General features: G+C 55.0%; 21 protein-coding genes. 19 read left to right on the top strand and 2 right to left on the bottom strand.

Going from position 1 to position 17,921, the window contains the following annotated elements; genetic code table 11:
* Position 1 precedes the first annotated feature (1 nt).
* Positions 2 to 442, bottom strand: coding sequence for a tripartite tricarboxylate transporter TctB family protein (locus N909_RS0105915; protein WP_029912834.1), 441 nt, complete (start codon positions 440 to 442; stop codon positions 2 to 4).
* Positions 439 to 1,416, bottom strand: a complete 978-nt coding sequence (locus N909_RS0105910; protein WP_029912830.1) for a tripartite tricarboxylate transporter substrate binding protein — start codon at positions 1,414 to 1,416, stop codon at positions 439 to 441. The genes N909_RS0105915 and N909_RS0105910 overlap by 4 nt, the downstream gene beginning before the upstream one ends.
* A gap of 276 nt (positions 1,417 to 1,692) precedes the next feature.
* Here N909_RS0105910 and N909_RS0105905 point away from each other — a divergent pair, with 276 nt between their 5' ends.
* The 19 genes from N909_RS0105905 (at position 1,693) to N909_RS0105815 (ending at position 17,881) form a co-directional block, all read left to right on the top strand.
* Positions 1,693 to 2,661, top strand: a complete 969-nt coding sequence (locus tag N909_RS0105905) for a Bug family tripartite tricarboxylate transporter substrate binding protein (RefSeq protein WP_029912827.1) — start codon at positions 1,693 to 1,695, stop codon at positions 2,659 to 2,661.
* 62 nt (positions 2,662 to 2,723) lie between these two features.
* On the top strand, positions 2,724 to 3,164 hold the full coding sequence (locus N909_RS0105900) for a tripartite tricarboxylate transporter TctB family protein (protein WP_029912825.1): 441 nt from the start codon (positions 2,724 to 2,726) through the stop codon (positions 3,162 to 3,164).
* A 7-nt stretch (positions 3,165 to 3,171) separates the two neighbouring features.
* Positions 3,172 to 4,674 (top strand): tripartite tricarboxylate transporter permease, encoded by a 1,503-nt coding sequence (locus N909_RS0105895; protein WP_029912822.1) that lies wholly within the window; start codon positions 3,172 to 3,174, stop codon positions 4,672 to 4,674.
* A 175-nt stretch (positions 4,675 to 4,849) separates the two neighbouring features.
* Complete coding sequence (rraA, locus tag N909_RS0105890; RefSeq protein WP_029912819.1) at positions 4,850 to 5,344, top strand: ribonuclease E activity regulator RraA; 495 nt, start codon at positions 4,850 to 4,852, stop codon at positions 5,342 to 5,344.
* Positions 5,345 to 5,528: 184 nt separating this feature from the next.
* Entirely contained in the window at positions 5,529 to 7,214 is a 1,686-nt protein-coding gene (locus N909_RS0105885) for a sensor histidine kinase (protein WP_029912816.1), read from the top strand.
* Complete coding sequence (gene btsR / locus N909_RS0105880) at positions 7,211 to 7,921, top strand: two-component system response regulator BtsR (RefSeq protein ID WP_029912813.1); 711 nt, start codon at positions 7,211 to 7,213, stop codon at positions 7,919 to 7,921. Before N909_RS0105885 ends, btsR begins: the two co-directional genes overlap by 4 nt.
* Before the next feature lie 321 nt (positions 7,922 to 8,242).
* Positions 8,243 to 8,377 carry a hypothetical protein gene (locus tag N909_RS26305; RefSeq protein ID WP_281174816.1) on the top strand — a complete coding sequence of 45 codons (135 nt, stop codon included), beginning with the start codon at positions 8,243 to 8,245 and terminating at the stop codon, positions 8,375 to 8,377.
* 116 nt (positions 8,378 to 8,493) lie between these two features.
* Positions 8,494 to 8,781: an antibiotic biosynthesis monooxygenase family protein gene (locus N909_RS0105870; RefSeq protein WP_029912810.1), complete on the top strand. Its 288-nt coding sequence runs from the start codon at positions 8,494 to 8,496 to the stop codon at positions 8,779 to 8,781.
* A 43-nt stretch (positions 8,782 to 8,824) separates the two neighbouring features.
* Complete coding sequence (locus N909_RS0105865) at positions 8,825 to 10,384, top strand: carboxyl transferase domain-containing protein (RefSeq protein WP_029912807.1); 1,560 nt, start codon at positions 8,825 to 8,827, stop codon at positions 10,382 to 10,384.
* Positions 10,385 to 10,418: 34 nt separating this feature from the next.
* Positions 10,419 to 10,769: an OadG family protein gene (locus tag N909_RS0105860; protein WP_029912792.1), complete on the top strand. Its 351-nt coding sequence runs from the start codon at positions 10,419 to 10,421 to the stop codon at positions 10,767 to 10,769.
* Positions 10,762 to 11,196, top strand: a complete 435-nt coding sequence (locus tag N909_RS0105855) for a biotin/lipoyl-containing protein (protein WP_029912789.1) — start codon at positions 10,762 to 10,764, stop codon at positions 11,194 to 11,196. The genes N909_RS0105860 and N909_RS0105855 overlap by 8 nt, the downstream gene beginning before the upstream one ends.
* Before the next feature lie 64 nt (positions 11,197 to 11,260).
* A complete protein-coding gene (locus N909_RS0105850; RefSeq protein WP_029912785.1) occupies positions 11,261 to 12,382 on the top strand; it encodes a sodium ion-translocating decarboxylase subunit beta in 1,122 nt (373 codons plus the stop codon).
* A 27-nt stretch (positions 12,383 to 12,409) separates the two neighbouring features.
* Positions 12,410 to 13,423, top strand: a complete 1,014-nt coding sequence (citC, locus tag N909_RS0105845; protein WP_029912771.1) for a [citrate (pro-3S)-lyase] ligase — start codon at positions 12,410 to 12,412, stop codon at positions 13,421 to 13,423.
* The gene (gene citD, locus N909_RS0105840) at positions 13,423 to 13,695 is read left to right on the top strand and encodes a citrate lyase acyl carrier protein (RefSeq protein WP_029912768.1); all 273 of its coding nucleotides are present in this window, start codon (positions 13,423 to 13,425) and stop codon (positions 13,693 to 13,695) included. Before citC ends, citD begins: the two co-directional genes overlap by 1 nt.
* 2 nt (positions 13,696 to 13,697) lie before the next feature.
* The gene (locus N909_RS0105835; protein WP_029912765.1) at positions 13,698 to 14,168 is read left to right on the top strand and encodes a PPC domain-containing DNA-binding protein; all 471 of its coding nucleotides are present in this window, start codon (positions 13,698 to 13,700) and stop codon (positions 14,166 to 14,168) included.
* Between the two features lie 5 nt (positions 14,169 to 14,173).
* Positions 14,174 to 15,094: an HpcH/HpaI aldolase/citrate lyase family protein gene (locus N909_RS0105830; protein ID WP_029912763.1), complete on the top strand. Its 921-nt coding sequence runs from the start codon at positions 14,174 to 14,176 to the stop codon at positions 15,092 to 15,094.
* Entirely contained in the window at positions 15,081 to 16,619 is a 1,539-nt protein-coding gene (gene citF / locus N909_RS0105825; RefSeq protein WP_029912760.1) for a citrate lyase subunit alpha, read from the top strand. The genes N909_RS0105830 and citF overlap by 14 nt, the downstream gene beginning before the upstream one ends.
* Positions 16,594 to 17,136 (top strand): citrate lyase holo-[acyl-carrier protein] synthase, encoded by a 543-nt coding sequence (locus N909_RS24470; RefSeq protein WP_029912757.1) that lies wholly within the window; start codon positions 16,594 to 16,596, stop codon positions 17,134 to 17,136. Before citF ends, N909_RS24470 begins: the two co-directional genes overlap by 26 nt.
* The gene (locus tag N909_RS0105815) at positions 17,066 to 17,881 is read left to right on the top strand and encodes a triphosphoribosyl-dephospho-CoA synthase (protein WP_036682933.1); all 816 of its coding nucleotides are present in this window, start codon (positions 17,066 to 17,068) and stop codon (positions 17,879 to 17,881) included. The genes N909_RS24470 and N909_RS0105815 overlap by 71 nt, the downstream gene beginning before the upstream one ends.
* Positions 17,882 to 17,921: the final 40 nt, after the last annotated feature.

Genomic DNA, 17,921 nt, shown 5'->3' with positions numbered 1-17,921 from the left:
CTCAGTTGCCGCCGTAATTGAAAATTGACCCCAGCGGCAGCGGGGCATCGAGCAGGAAGTTGAAGACTCCGTAACAGATGACGGAGAGTATCAGGGCGGTCATGAGCCCCTGCATCCAGGAACAGTAAAACAGGCGTGAGGCCAGATAAAGGCTGATGGTTGTCGAGAGCAGAAAGCCCAGGGGGAGCCAGGTTAATTGATAAAAGACCAGGGTTGCGGCCAGCCACAGGAAGCGCTTCCAGGTGGTTGCCCGGGGCAGGTCGATGGGCTGCGGATGAATGATCAACAGGATCGCAAGGATGATCAGCAGGATCGCCAGAAACAGCGGAACCGGAGCCGGCCCCAGGGGGTCATAGCTGAATGGAACCTTAAGCACGCGGGCCGAAGCCCCGTAGACCAGACCGAGCAGGAGCAGCACGAGGGAAAAAAGCCGATCACTCATTTGATCAGACCAATACCCGTGGCCAGTTCTTTTTGCTTGTTCACAGATTTTTCCACAAAGGTGGTGAATTCCTGACCGAGCACCACAAAGGGGTACAGGCCAAGCTTGATCCGTTCCTGCTCAAATTCGGGGCTTTTGACCATTCGCCTGAAGGTGTTGATCCACCATTGGTAGCTTTCTTCACTGACCTGCGGCCCCATGTAAAATCCGCGCCAGATGGTCCATTCAACCAGATAACCCTGCTCTCTGGCGGTCGGGACATCCGCGAACCCTTCCGGCAGGCGGTGCTCGGACAACACCGCGAGGACCTTGATTTTCCCGTTCTGCAAAGTGCTTTTCAACTCCGCAGCGTCGCCCGGAAAGACGTCGATATAGCCGTTCAGCAGCGCTTCAATGGCATCCTTGGGTCCTTCAAAGCCGACGTAGCGTATCTGGGTCGGTTTGATACCGGCTTCCTGAGCGAGGAGTGCGGTTTTCATCCAGTCCTGGCTGCCGATGGAGCCACTGCCGCCAATGTTGATACTGCAAGAAGGTTGGCGAAGAGCATTGACCAAGTCGTTGAGAGAATTCCAAGGGGCATCCCGCCGTACGGCAATGACCCCGAAATCTGCGGCAACGGCGCCCAGCCAGCGCACGGAGTTGACATCGTAATGACCGAATTTTTGGGTGGCGATATTCAGGGCAGATCCTGAACTGGTGGCGACAATCAGCTGCGGATCATTGTTGCGTACGCCAATAACATGGTTGTACGCCACGGCGCCAATGCCACCGGTTTTGTATTTAATCTGCATCGGGGTATCAATGAGTCGGGCCGCAAGCAGCGAATTGGCGACCAGCTGACAGCTAATGTCCATCCCACCGCCGGCCTTGGCCGCGACCAGGCATTCAGGATGGTCTGCTTCAAAGGCCCAAAGCCGCTGATCCAGTGGCTGTCCGGCCAGCAGAAATACGATGAAAAGCAACAGTTTTTTCATGTTTATCCCGACTGCTTTCAAAAAGAACAAAAATAACATTAAAAACAGAAAAAACCTTTAGTTCCATAACGTTTACAGAATACTAGCACCTGAGTATTTATAAAACAACAATTGAAAATCCGCCCTTGAATGAGAGGAAATCAGGCCCACGGAAGGGTCGTTGTAGCCGGGGCAGATCCTTTTGTCGATTCGTTTACCAGCGGCATCAACAATGCTGATGTTGTCGTTTACCACGCCTGCGGGCAAAACTCATTTTCGTTACGAGGAGGTAAGTTTATGAAGTTGGTTAAGGTTGTGGCATGTTTGTTTCTCGCTCTTGGTCTGGCGTTGCCGGTGTCGGCAGCGAGCATCGAAAAACCGGAGTGTATTGCACCGGCCAAACCTGGCGGTGGTTTCGATTTAACCTGTCGTGTGGCCCAGATCGGTCTGAAAGATCAACTGCCGAATTTGATGCAGGTCACCTTCATGCCCGGTGGTATCGGTGCGGTTGCCTTCAATCTGTTCAACACCACCCGGACTGACGATCCCAATGCCATCGTCGCCTTCTCCTCTGGCTCCCTGCTCAATATCGCGACCGGCAAATTCGGCAAATGGACTGCTGACGATGTGCGCTTCCTCGCCGCTGCTGGTGCCGATTTCGGTGCGATCGTGGTGAAAGGGGACAGCAAATACCAGACTCTTGACGACGTTATGGCAGAGTTCAAAAAGACCGAATCCGCAATGACCATCGGTGCCGGTGGCTCGGTCGGCAGCCAGGACTGGATGAAGGCCGCCTTGCTGCTGAAATCGATCGGCAAGGATCCGCGGAAAATGCGTTATGTCGCCTATGATGGCGGCGGCGATGCCATTGCCGGACTGCTTGGCGGCAGCATTCAGCTGTATACCGGTGATGTCGGCGAAATGGTTTCCCACCTGGGAACCGGTGACATGAGAATTCTTGCTGTCATGTCCAGCGAGCGGCTGCCCGCTCCTTTCGATCAGATCCCGACCACAAAAGAGCTGGGCTACGATGCGGAATGGACCATCATGCGCGGTTACTACATGGGCAAAAATGTCTCCGACGAAGCTTATAACGCTTGGGCCGATATTTTCAAGGCCGCTTACAAAACTGAAGAATTTGCCAAGATTCAGAAAGATAAAGGCCTGCTGCCTTTCAACATGGCTGGCGAAGAGTTTGACAAAGAAGTGAAACGCCGGGTCGAAAAAATGCGCGGTGTTGCCAGGGAAGCTGGTCTGATCAAATAACCACCCACCATCATATGGCACCGGTTTAGCTCAGCCGGTGCCATTTTTGGAGAATGAAATTCATGGCTGATAGAATTTTTGGAACCATTGTTTTGCTGGTTGCCGTTGTCTACGGAGTAGTCGCCTTTACAGTGATCAAAGCACCTTTTCAGTACGATCCCCTTGGCCCGGAAAGCTGGCCGCGGATTCTGGCGGTCTGCGCCGTACTGTGCAGTCTTTATGTCTTGATCCGGCCGGACGAGTTGAAGTTTGGTGTGGCTGGCCGGGTTCTGACCCGGATCGGGATTGTTGTTGTCCTGCTGATCGCCTATGCCCACTTTTATGAGCCCGCCGGGTTCATTATTGCGACAGCTATTTTTTGCGGGATCTTTTCGCGGCTGTTCAGCGCCACCTACAAAGAATCGATCCTGTTCGGGATCGCTACCGGTGTGCTGGGCTATATCGTTTGCGCGCTGCTGCTTGATTTGAATCTGCCAAAAGGCCTTCTGGCAGCGATTTTGTGAGGTTTCTATGTTTGATGTTTTCTCGAATCTGTCGCAGGGCTTTGCCGTTGCCCTGCAACCGGCAAACTTTCTGTATGTGGTCATCGGTTGTCTGTCGGGAACGCTGATCGGGGCCTTGCCCGGAATCGGGCCGATCAACGGGGTCGCAATTTTGCTGCCGATCGCTTTCAGTGCCGGTTTGCCGCCCGAGTCCGCGTTGATACTGCTGGCGGGGATCTACTACGGAGCCGAATACGGCGGCCGGATTTCCTCTATTCTGCTCAATGTGCCGGGCGATGCCGGGGCGGTGTTCACCACTCTCGACGGTAACCCCATGGCCAAAAAGGGCGAAGCCGGACGGGCCTTGTCGTTATCCGCGGTGGCGTCGTTTATCGGCGGTACTATTGCTGTCATTCTGATGTCACTGTTCGGTCCCTTGCTGGCTTCGGTCGCGATCAAGTTCAACCCGTCCGATTATGTGGCGCTGATGGTCTTCGCTTTTACCTGCCTCTCCTCCCTGGTCGGGAAAAACCCGGTTAAAACCCTGCTCGGGGCGATCATGGGCTTTATGATCACCACCATCGGGATTGATGCCAATACCGGGGTGCCACGTTTCACCTTTGATATTCCGGACCTGCTTTCCGGGATCGATTTCCTGATCATCGTCATCGGTCTGTTCGGGATGGCGGAACTGATCAGTCTGGTCGAGCAGCAGGTGACTGGCAAATTGGAAGTGCTGCCCATCGGCAAGAGCTTCGTGTCCTGGCAGGATTTGATGAAAGTCAAGTGGACGATTTTGCGCAGTTCGTTGATCGGCTTCTTCATCGGCGTGTTGCCGGGAACCGGGGCCTCGGTCGCTTCGGCTGTGACCTATGGGACGGAAAAGCGTCTGGCCGGTGAAAGCGGCAAGAATTTCGGCAGCGGCGATGTTCGCGGCCTGGCGGCTCCGGAAGCGGCCAACAACGCTTCGGCCGGCGGTGCGATGGTGCCGATGTTGACCATGGGGATTCCCGGCTCAGGAACCACCGCAATTCTGCTGGGCGCATTGTTGCTGTTCAATGTCACTCCGGGTCCGCTGATGTTCCAGAACCGGCCGGAAATCGCCTGGGGATTGATCGCCTCCATGTATATTGGCAATATCGCCCTGCTGGTGATCAACCTGCCGCTGGTCGGAATTTTCGCCAGGCTGTTGACTATCCCGCAGAAATTTCTGACCCCGCTGATCGCTGTGCTGGCTTTTGTCGGCATCTATTCCGTGGTCAGCAATCCCTTTGACCTGTACATGATCATCGGTCTGGGAGTCTTCGGCTGGTTGCTGCGCAAACTGCAGTTCTCCCTTGCCCCGGTTATTTTAGGCGTGGTGCTCGGTAACATTTTCGAGGACAACCTGCGCCGGGCCCTGTCTATTTCGGGTGGAGACTGGTCGATTCTGTTTGAATCGGGAAGCAGTCTCTTTTTGTACTTCCTGGCTATTCTGATCGTTTTTGCCCCCATGCTGCTGGGGCGGATCATGAACAAAAAAACGGCCTGATTTTTACCGGTTGTTTTCGATCCCGGCGCGGGTGATTCCGCGTCGGGATCAGACGATGAATTCAGCTTTTTCCTGTCCGTTCCCTCTCGCTCCTATGCAGCTGAAAATAGCTTTTCCCCGGTTTGGCAACTGGCCGACCGTTTTACTCCCCCTCTTCTCATTATGGAGATGTCTTATGACCGAGCAACAACAAAGTTGGGCAACTGCTGACCTTTATGATGAGTATGAAGACCGCCTCCAGGTCGGTGAGCCGTTGTTCACCCACTATGGCGGACAGAATTATTTTTGTGGTCCAATCGCGACCATCAAATGCTTTGAAGACAATTCCACGGTCAGTGAATTGCTGGGTACCCCTGGCAATGGGCAGATCCTGGTGGTCGATGCTGGCGGCTCCAGGCGCTGTGCCATGCTCGGTGACCGGCTGGCGCAAAAGGCGGTCGATAACGGCTGGGCCGGGGTTGTCATGTATGGCTGTATCCGGGATTCCGCGGAAATCGGGCAAATGCCCCTCGGCGTGCTGGCCCTGGCTACGATACCCCGCAAAAGCATTAAAAAAGGGATCGGTGAAAGCGGTATCCCAGTCAGTTTCTCCGGAGTCATGTTTCGGCCCGGCGCCTGGTTGTATGCCGATCCAGACGGTTTGGTTGTTGCCGACGAGCGAATTTCCTGATTCTTTGCGGTTGACTCTCCTGTCGGATCGGCCCGGCGCTGCCGGAAAGCCTTGAAGCGATAGCCCTTGACCTGTAGAATGACTTGGCGTATCACAGGGATTCTTGACAAAATAACCCGGTGGAGGACGTTTTTGTCAGTTCACCAACGCCCCTGGTAACCTTTGCATTATTGCGATTGACGTCATGATCTATCTCTTTGACCTGCTGCAACAGATGGCGATTTTCCTGCTTATTGCCTACCTGTTCAGTAAGTCCCCGGCATTCAAACCGCTGGCCAGCGATACCCTGTTGGTCAAACATAAACTCTTTCTGTTCATTATCTTTTCCGGGTTCGCAACGCTGGGCAGTTACGTCGGGCTGCCCATTCATGATGCCGTTTTCAATGCCGGCGCCATCGGTAACGTGATTGCCGGACTCATCGGCGGACCGCTGATCGGCTTTGCAGTCGGTGCGGTCAGCGGACTGTTTTCCGTATTCTTCGGGCAGTTGACCCTGGTTGCGGTCGCTCAGGGACTATCCGCGGCCGCACAAGGCCTGCTCGGCGGCATGGTTCATCTGTACCTGCAGCGGAAAAATCAGTCCGAGCAACTGTTTTACCCGAGTGTGGCTCTCCTGACCGCTTTGGGCGGAGCGATTCTGCAGCTTGCGGTGTTGAGGATCCTGGTCAGCCCGACCGCAGCAGCCTGGCCGATGATCCACAGCTATGCGTTTCCGATGATCGTGGCCAATGCCTTGGGCGCGGCCCTGTTCATGACCATGATGCGCGACCAGAAGACCATGCTCGACAAGGTTGGGGCGATGTTTTCCGCCAAAGCGTTGAACATTGCCGAGCGTAGTCTGGGGATTCTCAGTAAGGGGTTTAATCAGGAAACCGCCGGAAAACTGGCGGAAATCATCTACGATGAAACCGGCGTCGGGGCGGTCGGCATCAGCGACCGCGAGACCACCTTGGCCTTTGTCGGCGAAGGGGCGGATCATCATCGTCCTGGACTGACCATCGCGTCGCCGCAGACCCGGGAAGCGATCCGCGACAATAAGGTTATTTACTCCGATGGAGTGAAGGAAAAATTTTCCTGCGCGCTGCGCGAAGACTGTCCGCTGGGGTCGGCGTTGATCGTGCCGTTACGGGCGGATAACGAGGTTGTCGGCACCATCAAACTCTACGAACCCAAGCACAAGTTGTTCCTGAACCTGAACAAGACCCTCGGTGAAGGGATCGCCCGCCTGCTTTCCGAGCAACTGCTGCGGGATCGCTATGAAAATCAGAAAAACCTGCTGGTCAAATCGGAGTTGAAGCTGATTCAGGCCCAGGTCAACCCTCACTTTCTGTTCAATGCACTGAATACCATTGTGGCGGTGGTGCGCAAGGACCCGGACCAGGCCCGCAGCCTGTTGCTCCATCTGTCCAATTATTTTCGTAAAAACCTCAAACGTTCGAGCGATCTGGCGACCCTGGAAGAAGAGCTGGATCATGTCAACTCGTACCTGGTCATCCAGAAGGCGCGCTTTGGCGAGAAGCTCATCATCGAGCAGGATATTGATGCCAAATTGCTGAAGACAAAAGTGCCGACCTTTACATTGCAGCCGATCGTCGAAAATGCTATCAAACATGGAATTTCCAATATGCTGAATGCCGGTAAAGTCAGGATCACCGCCCGCCGCGAGGAAGGGCGCATCTTCATCGAGGTGATTGATGACGCCGGCGCTTACTGTGAAAAAATCCGGACCGACGGTCTGGGGATGAATATTGTGGACAAGCGGATCAAGAATCTTTACGGGAGTCAGTTCGGGACGGAAATCGCTTGCGTCCCTGACGAAATGACCAAGGTTTCCTTGATTCTGCCCGACAAAAACGGAGTAGTGAAATGATCAGGGTACTGATTGTCGATGATGAGTTTCATGCGCGGGAAGAATTGTCTGTTCTCCTTGAGGACATCGGCGGTGTTGAAATAGTCGGAAGTTGTGAAAATGCGATGGAAGCGATCAGGATGGTGAACCATGAACATCCTGATGTGCTGTTTCTGGATATCAAGATGCCGGTTCTGGACGGGTTCGATCTGCTCGGGATGATTGAAGAGGAGATCATGCCCTATGTGGTGTTTGTCACCGCCTTTGATGAATATGCTCTGAAATCCTTTGAAGAAAAGACCCTTGATTATCTGTTGAAGCCGGTCGATCCTGAGCATCTGTCCCGCGCCATGCAGAAAATCCGTGCTGCCGTCGCGGCCAAGGAAGCTCCCAATTACCAAATGGCCCAGCTCAACCGGATTCCCTGTACCAGCGGCCATAAGATCAAGTTGATCGATCCGCAGGCGGTCGAGTACGTACACTCCGATATCAGCGGCGTTCATGTCTACACCGCGGAAGGAGGCTTCTTTACCGAATTGACCTTGAAAGTTCTGGAAGGCCGCGCCGGATATCTGCGCTGTCACAAACAGTATCTGGTCAACCCCTGTTTTGTTGACGAGATCGTGACCCAGGAAAACGGCCTCGCCGAAGTCCGGACCCACAGTGGTTACGCGCTGCCGGTCAGTCGTCGCTACCTGCGCAAATTGAAAGACGCTTTCAGCCTTTAGTGGGTTTTTGGCAGTGCTGCGACCCGCCAAAAAAAGACCTGTATTTTCACTAGTTGCGGACTGCTCCCCAGGGCGGTCCGGCCGACGGGGCAAGGCTGATCGAAGACGTTTGGCAATGGCTCTTCGAATGTCGAAGGGCTATTGTTGATGCGGATTTAAACCGGTTTTTCGTGTTCCCGCTTATCCATCCTTTCCGACCGCTTACCTGATGAATCCTGCCGTTTGTTGCTAAGGTACTTTTTACCTCTCTCTATTTCTCCTATTCTGACGGCGAAACATTCAAAGTTGATTAACCCAAGACACAAAAAAGGAGATTGAGAAATGGGTGAAGCAGCACTGTCTTACTGGTTGGAAGAGTTTGTCAACCCGTCCCCGCAACCGGCCGACTCCGATCTTGATTACACCGCTTTGCTTGCCGGCGAAACTGACGACGACTGGAAATACGGATCTGACTGATCCGGTAGCTCGGTATGACCAGTGCCGGTTGTTGACTTGGGCCCGACCAGATCTTGAGCGTTGGGCCTTTGTCGTATCTGGCGAATAATTTTTTAAATGATCGAGGGAGAGATGCTATGTCGGTAAGAATCGTAATAGTACGTCATGTGCCGCAGGATAAAGCTGCGGAATTGAGGCCGTTATTGTTGGAGATGAGGGCCCTGGCCAATGCCCAGCCCGGCTATGTATCGGGGGAAACGCTGGTTAATTATGATGACCCGAGCGAATACCTGGTGCTGAGTACCTGGCAGACCCTGAAGGACTGGAATGTCTGGCTGGCCGATGAGCGGCGCCAAAAACTCCAGACTGAGGTTGATAAGATTACCGGTTCGGAAACGCTCTATTCAGTCTATTACAACGGCTGATAACGTTATTTAAATTTTTGCTATTAACTTTGATGATTAAGGGATGTCGCTGATGATGGAAGCGAAAATGAATGCGCTGTTGGAGAAACGGCAGAAAGCTCTCTCCGGGGGCGGGATCGAGAAAATTAAGAAACGCCATGACCAAGGGCTACTGACTGCCCGTGAGCGTATCGAACTGCTGGTTGACGAAGGCAGTTTCGAAGAATTCGATATGTTCAAGGGGCACCGTTGTCACCATTTCGGGATGGAGAAGATGGAAACCCTCGGCGACGGTGTCGTCACCGGCTACGGAACCATCGCCGGCCGTCTGGTTTACCTGTTTTCCATGGATTTCACCGTGCTGGGCGGATCACTGTCGGAAACCTTTGCCGAGAAGATCTGCAAAATCATGGACATGGCGGTCAAAAACGGTGCGCCGGTGATCGGCCTCAATGACTCGGGTGGTGCGCGGATTCAGGAGGGGATCGAAAGTCTGGCCGGCTATTCGGATATTTTCCTGCGTAATGTCACCAGCTCCGGGGTGGTTCCCCAGCTGTCCGGGATCTTCGGTCCCTGTGCCGGCGGTTCCGTCTATTCTCCGGCGTTGACCGACTTCACCGTGATGGTGCGGAACAACAGTTACATGTTCCTGACCGGTCCCAAGGTGGTCAAAGCGGTGACCCATGAAGATGTCGATGTCGAAACCCTTGGTGGTGCCAGTGTGCATACCACCAAAAGCGGCGTCGCCCACCTGGCCGCCGACAACGAAGAACAGGCAATCAGCCAGTTGCGGGAACTGTTCTCCTATATTCCGCAAAACAACATGGAAGCCCCGCCGCGTCTGGATACCAACGATTCTGTCAATCGCGAGGAGATGGGCCTGTGCAACCTGCTGCCGGAGAACCCGAATCATCCCTACGACATCAAGCAGCTGATTGCCGCTACCGTTGACGACGGGAAATTCCTCGAGATCCAGCCCGACTATGCACCCAATATCGTGATCGGCTTTGCCCGCTACGGCGGTCAGTCGGTCGGCATTGTCGCCAATCAGCCCCTTCATCTCGCCGGGGTGCTGGATAACGATGCTTCGGTCAAGGCTGCCCGCTTCGTCCGTTTCTGCGACGCCTTCAATATTCCGCTGGTCACCTTTGTCGACGTGCCCGGGTTCCTGCCCGGAACGACCCAGGAGTACGGCGGGATCATCCGTAACGGCGCCAAGCTGTTGTACGCTTTTGCCGAAGCGACCGTACCGAAAGTCACGGTCACTGTGCGTAAAGCTTACGGCGGCGCTTATTGCGTCATGAGTTCCAAGCACCTGCGGGGTGACATCAACTACGCCTGGCCGACTGCTGAGATCGCGGTGATGGGGGCCAAGGGCGCAGCAGAGATTCTGTTTGCCCGGGAGGTCAAAGAGAATCCAGACAAAGCGAAGGAAATTCTCGAAAAACGCATTGCCGAGTACTCAGACAAGTTTGCCAATCCCTATGAAGCGGCCAAGCGTGGTTATGTGGATGCGGTCATTCTGCCGCAGCGTACCCGTTTCCGGATCTGTAACGCCCTGGTCATGCTGGAGGGCAAGCAGGATAGTAACCCGCGCAAGAAGCACGGCAATATTCCCCTTTAACCGATATGATTGCTGAGACGAACGGATATTAGATATGAACTTTGGCTGGCATAATGTGGTTGCAGGTCATGGGGTCGGTCTCATGATCACCGGGATGTTGATTGTTTTTTGTGGATTGTTGCTGATCAGCGGCATCATTGTCGTTCTGGGGGCTTTGAACGGCAAGAGTGCCAAACCGAAGGCTGTTGCAGCTGTCACTGCGGCCGATCGGGAACCGACCAGGGAAGAGCTGATTGCTGTCGCTGGGCTGGTTGTGCATCTTGAATCGGAACGCAGCCTGGGGGAATGGACCCAATTAACTATACCGCGACAGAACCGGGTCGGATCGATCTGGGCTTCTGCAGGGAAAATGCGCTCGCTGTCTGAGGGAGGCTCTCATGCGTAAATATAAATTGAAGTTGAATGATAAAGATTTTGAAGTGCAATTGAACAGCCTGAGTGCTGAAGAAGCCTTGTTGGAAATCAACGGCAAGGAATATACCGTTTCCATCGACTCGATTGCCGAGGTGTTGCCGGAAGGAGCGGATGCCATTCTGGCCCCGGTGGTGAGCGCTGCGCCGCTGGCCTCAGGTAGACCCAAAGGACCGGTCGCCGCCAGCGACGGTTCGGTGCTGGCCCCGATTCCGGGGTCCATCATGCAGGTCTATGTCAAGGTCGGCGATACGGTCAAGGTCGGTCAGGCCCTGTTCAAAATGGAAGCCATGAAGATGGAAAATGAAATCAACGCTCGCGCTGAAGGCAAAATCACCGCCGTGAATATCAAGGTTGGTGACAGTGTCAATCAGGGCGATGAGTTGATGACCATCGAATGAGCGGCCTGTTCCGGTTTGCGGAAGAGGTCATAATTTTCATGATTTCCACCAGAGAGCGTTAAAAATGGGCATGCTAACTGATTTTTTGATGAGTACCGGTTTTGTCGGGGTCGCCTGGCAAAACGTGGTGATGATACTTTTTGGTTGTCTTTTCATTTACCTGGCTATTAACAAGGGTTTTGAGCCGTTGCTGCTGCTGCCGATCGGTTTCGGCCTGATCGTCGGCAATATTCCCATCCCGGAAAGTATGTCGGGCGGGGAAGAGGGGATGTTCTTTGTCAACATTTACCAGGGGGTCAAGCAGGGCATCTATCCGCCGCTGATTTTCCTCGGTGTCGGGGCAATGACCGATTTTACCCCCATGCTCAGTAACCCCAAGCTGGTGCTGCTCGGCGCTGCGGCGCAGTTCGGCATCTTTACCACCCTGATCGGTGCTTTGTTCATCGGCTTTACCCCGCAGCAGGCCGGCGCTATCGGCATTATCGGCGGGGCTGACGGTCCGACGGCGATCTTCCTGTCGTCGATGCTGGCACCTGAGTTGCTTGGCTCCATCGCTATTGCCGCCTATTCCTATATGTCATTGGTGCCGGTGATCCAGCCGCCGATCATGCGGCTGCTGACCAGCAAGGAGGAACGGCTGATCCGCATGGAGGTCTCCCGGCAGGTCAGCAAAAGGGAAAAGATCATTTTCCCCATCGTCGGTTTTCTGGTCTGTACCCTGATCGCCCCCGGCTCAATGGTGTTGATAGGCTGCCTGTTCTTCGGTAATATTCTCAAAGAAAGCATGGTGACCGAACGTCTGGCCAATACCGCCCGCAACGCCATGATCGATATCCTGACGATCCTGCTGGGCTTTTCCATCGGGGCCAATACGCTGGCGGTCAATTTCCTGACCCCGCAATCCATCGGTATTTTTGTGATGGGGGCGACCGCCTTTGCTCTGGCCACCGCTTCCGGGGTATTGTTTGCGAAGTTTCTCAACCTGTTTAGCAAGAAAAAGATCAATCCGCTGGTCGGTGCCGCCGGCGTTTCCGCCGTGCCGAACTCGGCCCGCGTGGTCAACAAGGTCGGGTTGGAAGCTGATCCGACCAACTACCTGCTGATGCATGCGATGGCTCCCAATGTCGCCGGAGTGGTCGGTTCGGCTATCGCGGCCGGTGTCCTCCTCTCAGTACTTGGACATTAACTGAATTAAGTTGCAGGGTTTACGCATATGGTCGTCAGGTTGATTAATAAATTTGATCAACGCAAAGCGCAAGAGCTTATTGAATCGAATGGTTTCAAATACGAAGAGACATTCGACGCGCTGTTCGGAGTTTTCGAAAATGGTGAACTGGTCGCCACAGCGGCCAGGGATCACAATGTTTTTAAAATGATCTGTATCCGTGACAGCCATCAGGGGGGCGGCCTTCTTGGTGAGCTGATCACGGAACTGATCAACAGTTGTGCCTATTCAAACATCGAAAACTTTTTTGTTTTTACCAAGCCGGATCGCTGCCTGTCCTTTCAGCATCTGAACTTCACACCGCTGGTTAAACATCCCAAACTGTGTCTGCTGGAATATGGCCATGGCTTGCAGAAATACTTGGCCGACTGTCAGGCGCTGGTCAAGCCGGGCCGCAACGGTGCTGTTGTGGTCAACTGCAATCCGTTTACCCGTGGCCATCAGTACCTGATCGAACAGGCCGCCGCCCGGGTCGATCAGCTGTATGTGTTCGTGGTTCGGGAGGACCGGTCCATTTTCCCTTTCGAGGTGCGTTACCGGCTGACCAGGGAAGGGACGGCCCATATCCCCAACGTGACAGTTCTGGATACCTCCGACTATGCGATCAGTCAGGTGACCTTTCCCGGCTACTTCCTCAAGCGGGACGATGACCAGCAGCTGATTCAGATGGAAGTTGACTTGGAGCTGTTCGGGAGGCATATTGCGCCTTTTTTCAACATCGAAAAACGCTTCATCGGGACCGAACCCTACTGTCGGACGACGCGTATTTACAGTGAGACTATGCATAAGGTTTTAGCCCTGTATAATGTTGAGACAGTGCAGTTGGACCGGGTTGCGCGGGGTGACCAGCCGATCAGCGCGTTCCGGGTGCGCGAGGCCCTGAAAAGTGAAGCTTTTGAGACGTTGAAAGAGCTTGTGCCTGCAACGACGCTGAATTTTCTCCGTTCGGTCCAGGCGCGGGAGCTATTGCAAACATTGAAGAATTACCAGAGGAGACATTGATGGAGATCGCACGAAAAGCTCAGGCAGGGACAATGCAGTCGAGTGACCTGATGGTTTTTTTAGAGCCTGCTGATGACCTGCGCATAGAAATAGATTCAACGGTAAAAAAACAGTTTGAGCACCTGATCAAACGTCAGGTCGAAAAAGTTCTGGCCGACTTGTCAGTGACCGGTGGGCATATCAAGATCAGTGACCGGGGCGCCCTCGATTACGCGATTGCCGCCCGCCTGGAAACGGCGATCAGAAGAGCCAGCAGCCAGGAAGGGGCCTGAACATGAACGGAGTCTGGTGTAAAACCTGGGAGCAGGGTCGCCGCTTTATTATCAAGATCGAGCCGGGACAGAAGATCGTCGAGCGGCTGATTCTGTTTGCCGAGCAGGAAGAGGTGAAAAACGGAGTGATCGTGTCTGCGGTCGGGTCGGTGGTCAACGCCCATTTCCGCGGGATCAAGTCCGGCGCCAAACGGCCGATTACCGAGCCGCGCATGCGCCAGCATCATATCGAAGGGCCGCTGGAACTGCTGGATCTGGAAGGCAACCTGATTTCCAGCGACAATGGCAAGGTGGACTGTCATGCCCATATTATGCTCGGCAAAAGCTCCGGGGAGGTGATCGGCGGACATCTGTTTGATGCGGAAGTCTTTGCCAGTTGCGAAATTCTGTTTACCGAGATGATCATCGATGGGATCGAGCGGCATATTTCGAAGACATCCGGAACCCCGACCATTTACATTGAGGAGGAATGATTGCCATGGCTGATTTTGAATTAATGAGATCGCTGTTGTATGTGCCAGGCAACATGCCTTCCATGCTGCAGAACGTGCCGATGTTCCAGAGCGACTGTGTCATGATCGATTTGGAAGATTCGGTGCCTTATAGTGAGAAGGACGCCGCGAGGGTCCTGGTCAAAAACTTCCTGGAGACCTACCAGAACCACAACCGGAAGATCCTGGTGCGGATCAACAGTCTCAAAACCAAGTGGTGGAAGCAGGATCTCGATGCCATCCTGCCGGCCATGACCGACGGTATTCGCCTGCCCGAAGCTGACAAGCCGGAATATGTCGAGCAGCTTGACACCATTTTGACCGAGTATGAGGAGGAACTGGGGCTACCCATCGGGCACTTCAAAATCCTGCCCTCCATCGAAACGGCCGAAGGGGTCATCAACTGTATCAAGACCGCCAAGAGTTCATCGCGGCTCCTCGGGCTGGCTTTCGGTGCCGAGGATTATACCGCCAGCCTGGAGATTGAAAGAACCAAAGGCGGCGAGGAACTGTTCGCCGCGCGGACCCGGATCGTCTGGGCCTGCAAGGCCGCCGGTATTCAGGCCATTGACACCATCTTTCCGGATGCCACGGATATGGATGCGCTGCGCAAGGAGACCGAGTTGATCAAGGTCCTCGGCTTCAGCGGGAAATCGCTGGTCAATCCCCGCCAGATCGAAGTTGTCCACGAAGTCTTTGTTCCCAAGCAGGAGCAGATCGACTACGCACTGCAGGTGATCGATGCCATTCAGCGCGCCCGGGAAATGGGGACCGGGGTTATCTCGCTGGCCGGCAAGATGATCGACGCGCCGGTGGTTATTCGTGCCGTCAAGACTTTGAAAACTGCCCAGGCGCACGGTCTGGTTGATATTGAATTGGATGAAGAGGTGATCTATGGCCGTAAATAGTTTGGGACGTCAGCTCCCGGAGTCCTTTGCCGGGAAAACAGTTGTCCCGTATCAGGACCCCTTCAGTTATAAGAAAACCTCCGACCATGCCAGTCGACCGCTGCGGCGGGTCAACCCGGGGGACAAGAAGCTGCTCGGGAGTCTGCGTGAAGCCATTGAGGCCTCCGGTCTGAAAAGCGGCCAATGCATTGCGACCCACCATCACTTGCGCAACGGTGACGCATTGCTGAATATGGTGGTCAAAGAGATCGACGCTATGGGCATTCGGGATATCACCATCGCTTCAAGCTCGGTTCACCCGGTGCATGCGGAGCTGATTCCTTACATCCAAAAAGGTGTCATTACCGCCATTGAAACCGGTGTTAACGGTCTCATCGGCGAAATGGCTTCCAAAGGGGAGTTGCATTGCCCGATTACCGTACGTACCCATGGCGGCCGGGCCCGCTCGGTGATCTCCGGGGATGTGACCGTCGATGTCGCCTTTATCGCGGCTCCGACCTGTGACGAGTTCGGCAATATGAACGGGTACTTCGGGCCCTCGGCCTGCGGCAGTCTGGGCTATGCCCATACCGATGCCCAGTACGCCAAGCATGTGGTTGCCGTCACCGACAACCTCCAGCCTTATCCGGTGGTGCCGGTATCGATTCCCATGTCCCTGGTCGATCATGTCGTGGTCGTCGATTCCCTGGGCGATCCCAATAAGATCGTTTCAACCACCACCCGAATCACCCGTGATCCGGTCGGCCTGCAGATTGCTAAATATGCGTCCCAGGTGATTGAGGCCTCCGGGCTGCTGAAAGACGGTTTTGCCTTCCAGACCGGCTCCGGGGGGATCTCCCTGGCGGTGGCGGATCGGGTCAAACAACTGATGAGTGCCGGGCAGATCAAGGGCAGCTTCGGCTGCGGCGGGATTACCGGTTATTTCGTCGATATGCTCGAACAGGGGCTGTTCCGTGCGTTGTTCGATGTCCAGTGTTTCGATCTGAAAGCGGTCGCTTCCATCGGGCGTAATCCAAATCACCTGGAGATGAGCGCGGACCTGTATGCCAATCCCTATAATGCCGGCGCGGTCGTCAATATGCTCGACTGCGTTATCCTGGGAGCCACTGAGGTTGACGTAGACTTCAACGTTAATGTCAATACCGAGTCAAACGGCTACCTGCTGCACAATACCGGTGGGCACAGTGATGCCGCTGCTGGCGCCAAGTTGTCGATTATCACCGCTCCACTGATTCGCGGGCGGCTGCCGATTATCCGCGACGCGGTCACGACCGTTACCACCCCGGGCGAAACCATTGATGTGATAGTCACCGAACGCGGCATTGCGGTGAACGAGCATCAGGCCGACCTGAGAAAGGAACTGGAGAAACGCAAGGTTCCGGTGATGGATATCCACGATTTGAGAAAATTGGCGACCCGCATCACCGGCGAGCCGAAACCGGTCGAATTCACGGATGATGTCGTTGCCCTGATCGAATATCGTGATGGCACAATAATCGATGCAGTACGCAAAGTTAAAGAATGATATCCTGACTGCCCGTGAGCGTCGCGATGAGGAGCTGCAGAAGCTGCTGGCGACGCTTGCGGGCGGCAGCATCATTCAGTTGGCGCTGAATGTGCCCGGTTGCGACAAGCGGCCGGCGGGCAGCGAAGCGCTGTTCGGCTGGGGACAGGAACAGCTCTGCAATGCGCTTGCGCCGAGCCTGGAACTGTTTGATGTTGATGCTCTTGGCCCATGGGTCTTATATGCTTCAGCAGGGGACCCGGTCGATGTCAAAATGCAATGCTGCCGGATCGAGGACTATCGCGATTTTGCGCGGTTGCTCGATTTTGATGTCTATGCCGCGGACGGCACGGTGTACGATCGGCAGCGCCTCGGCCTGCCGCAACGTTCCTGTCTGGTCTGCGCCGCCCCGGCGCGGGAATGCATCCGCACCCGTCGCCATACTCCCATGCAGGTGAAAGAGCGCTTTGAAGAATTGCTCGAACCCTTTACAACTGCAGGCGTTGGCCGAGTCGCTTATCGACGGGCTCAAGGCTGAGCTGTATCTGACCCCGAAACCCGGCCTGGTCGATCTGCGCAATAACGGTTCCCACCCGGATTTGTCCTTACTCCTGATGGCGCGTTCCATCGTCTTGCTGCGTCAATATCTGCGTGAACTCTGTGCCGCGCTGGCGGCTCCAAGCGGTTCTGGCGACCCGGTCCTGATCGGGCAGCGGGCCGAACGGCGCATGTTGCAGGAACTTGGCACCAATTGCCATCGCGGCGGGATCTTCTTGACCGGTCTGCTGCTGATGGCCGCTGCGCGCTGCGACCTGCGTAACCCTGTGGCGTTGCAGGCCGCCGTAAAAGTGACCGCCGGCGAATTCTTTGCCCGCCGGCCGCAGCCGCCTTGCAGTCATGGGGAAACGGTGCGAAAGCAGCATCCTCAGGCCGGAATCGTCGCTGAGGCACTTGGCGGGTTGCCGGGGGTGTTTGATATTGTGCTGCCGGCTTTAGACCAGGGTGGGCTGGACAACGGTCGCGGCTTTTATCTGGCGCTGGCGGAGCTGATGCTGCGGGTCGACGATTCGACCGCCCGCCACCGTTGCGGGGATTCCGGCATCGCTTATTTACAACAGAGTGGGCTGCAACTGCGCCGCTGTCTGGTGGCGGGGCACGATCCGGTTCCCCTGCTGCGCCAGATGGATGCCGCGTTCCGACAGCGCAACCTGACCATGGGCGGGGTGGCTGACCTGCTCGGGGTCGGGCTGGGCTATGCGGCCTACCTGCAGCACAGCGCCTGACGACTGCAAATCCCTTCTCCTTTGCCGGGGCAGCCTTCCC

It is taken from the genome of Pelobacter seleniigenes DSM 18267 (genome assembly GCF_000711225.1).
Classification (GTDB): domain Bacteria; phylum Desulfobacterota; class Desulfuromonadia; order Desulfuromonadales; family Geopsychrobacteraceae; genus Seleniibacterium; species Seleniibacterium seleniigenes.
The sequence above is the reverse complement of the archived record's forward strand: the minus strand, read 5'-3'. Positions and strand labels throughout refer to the sequence as shown.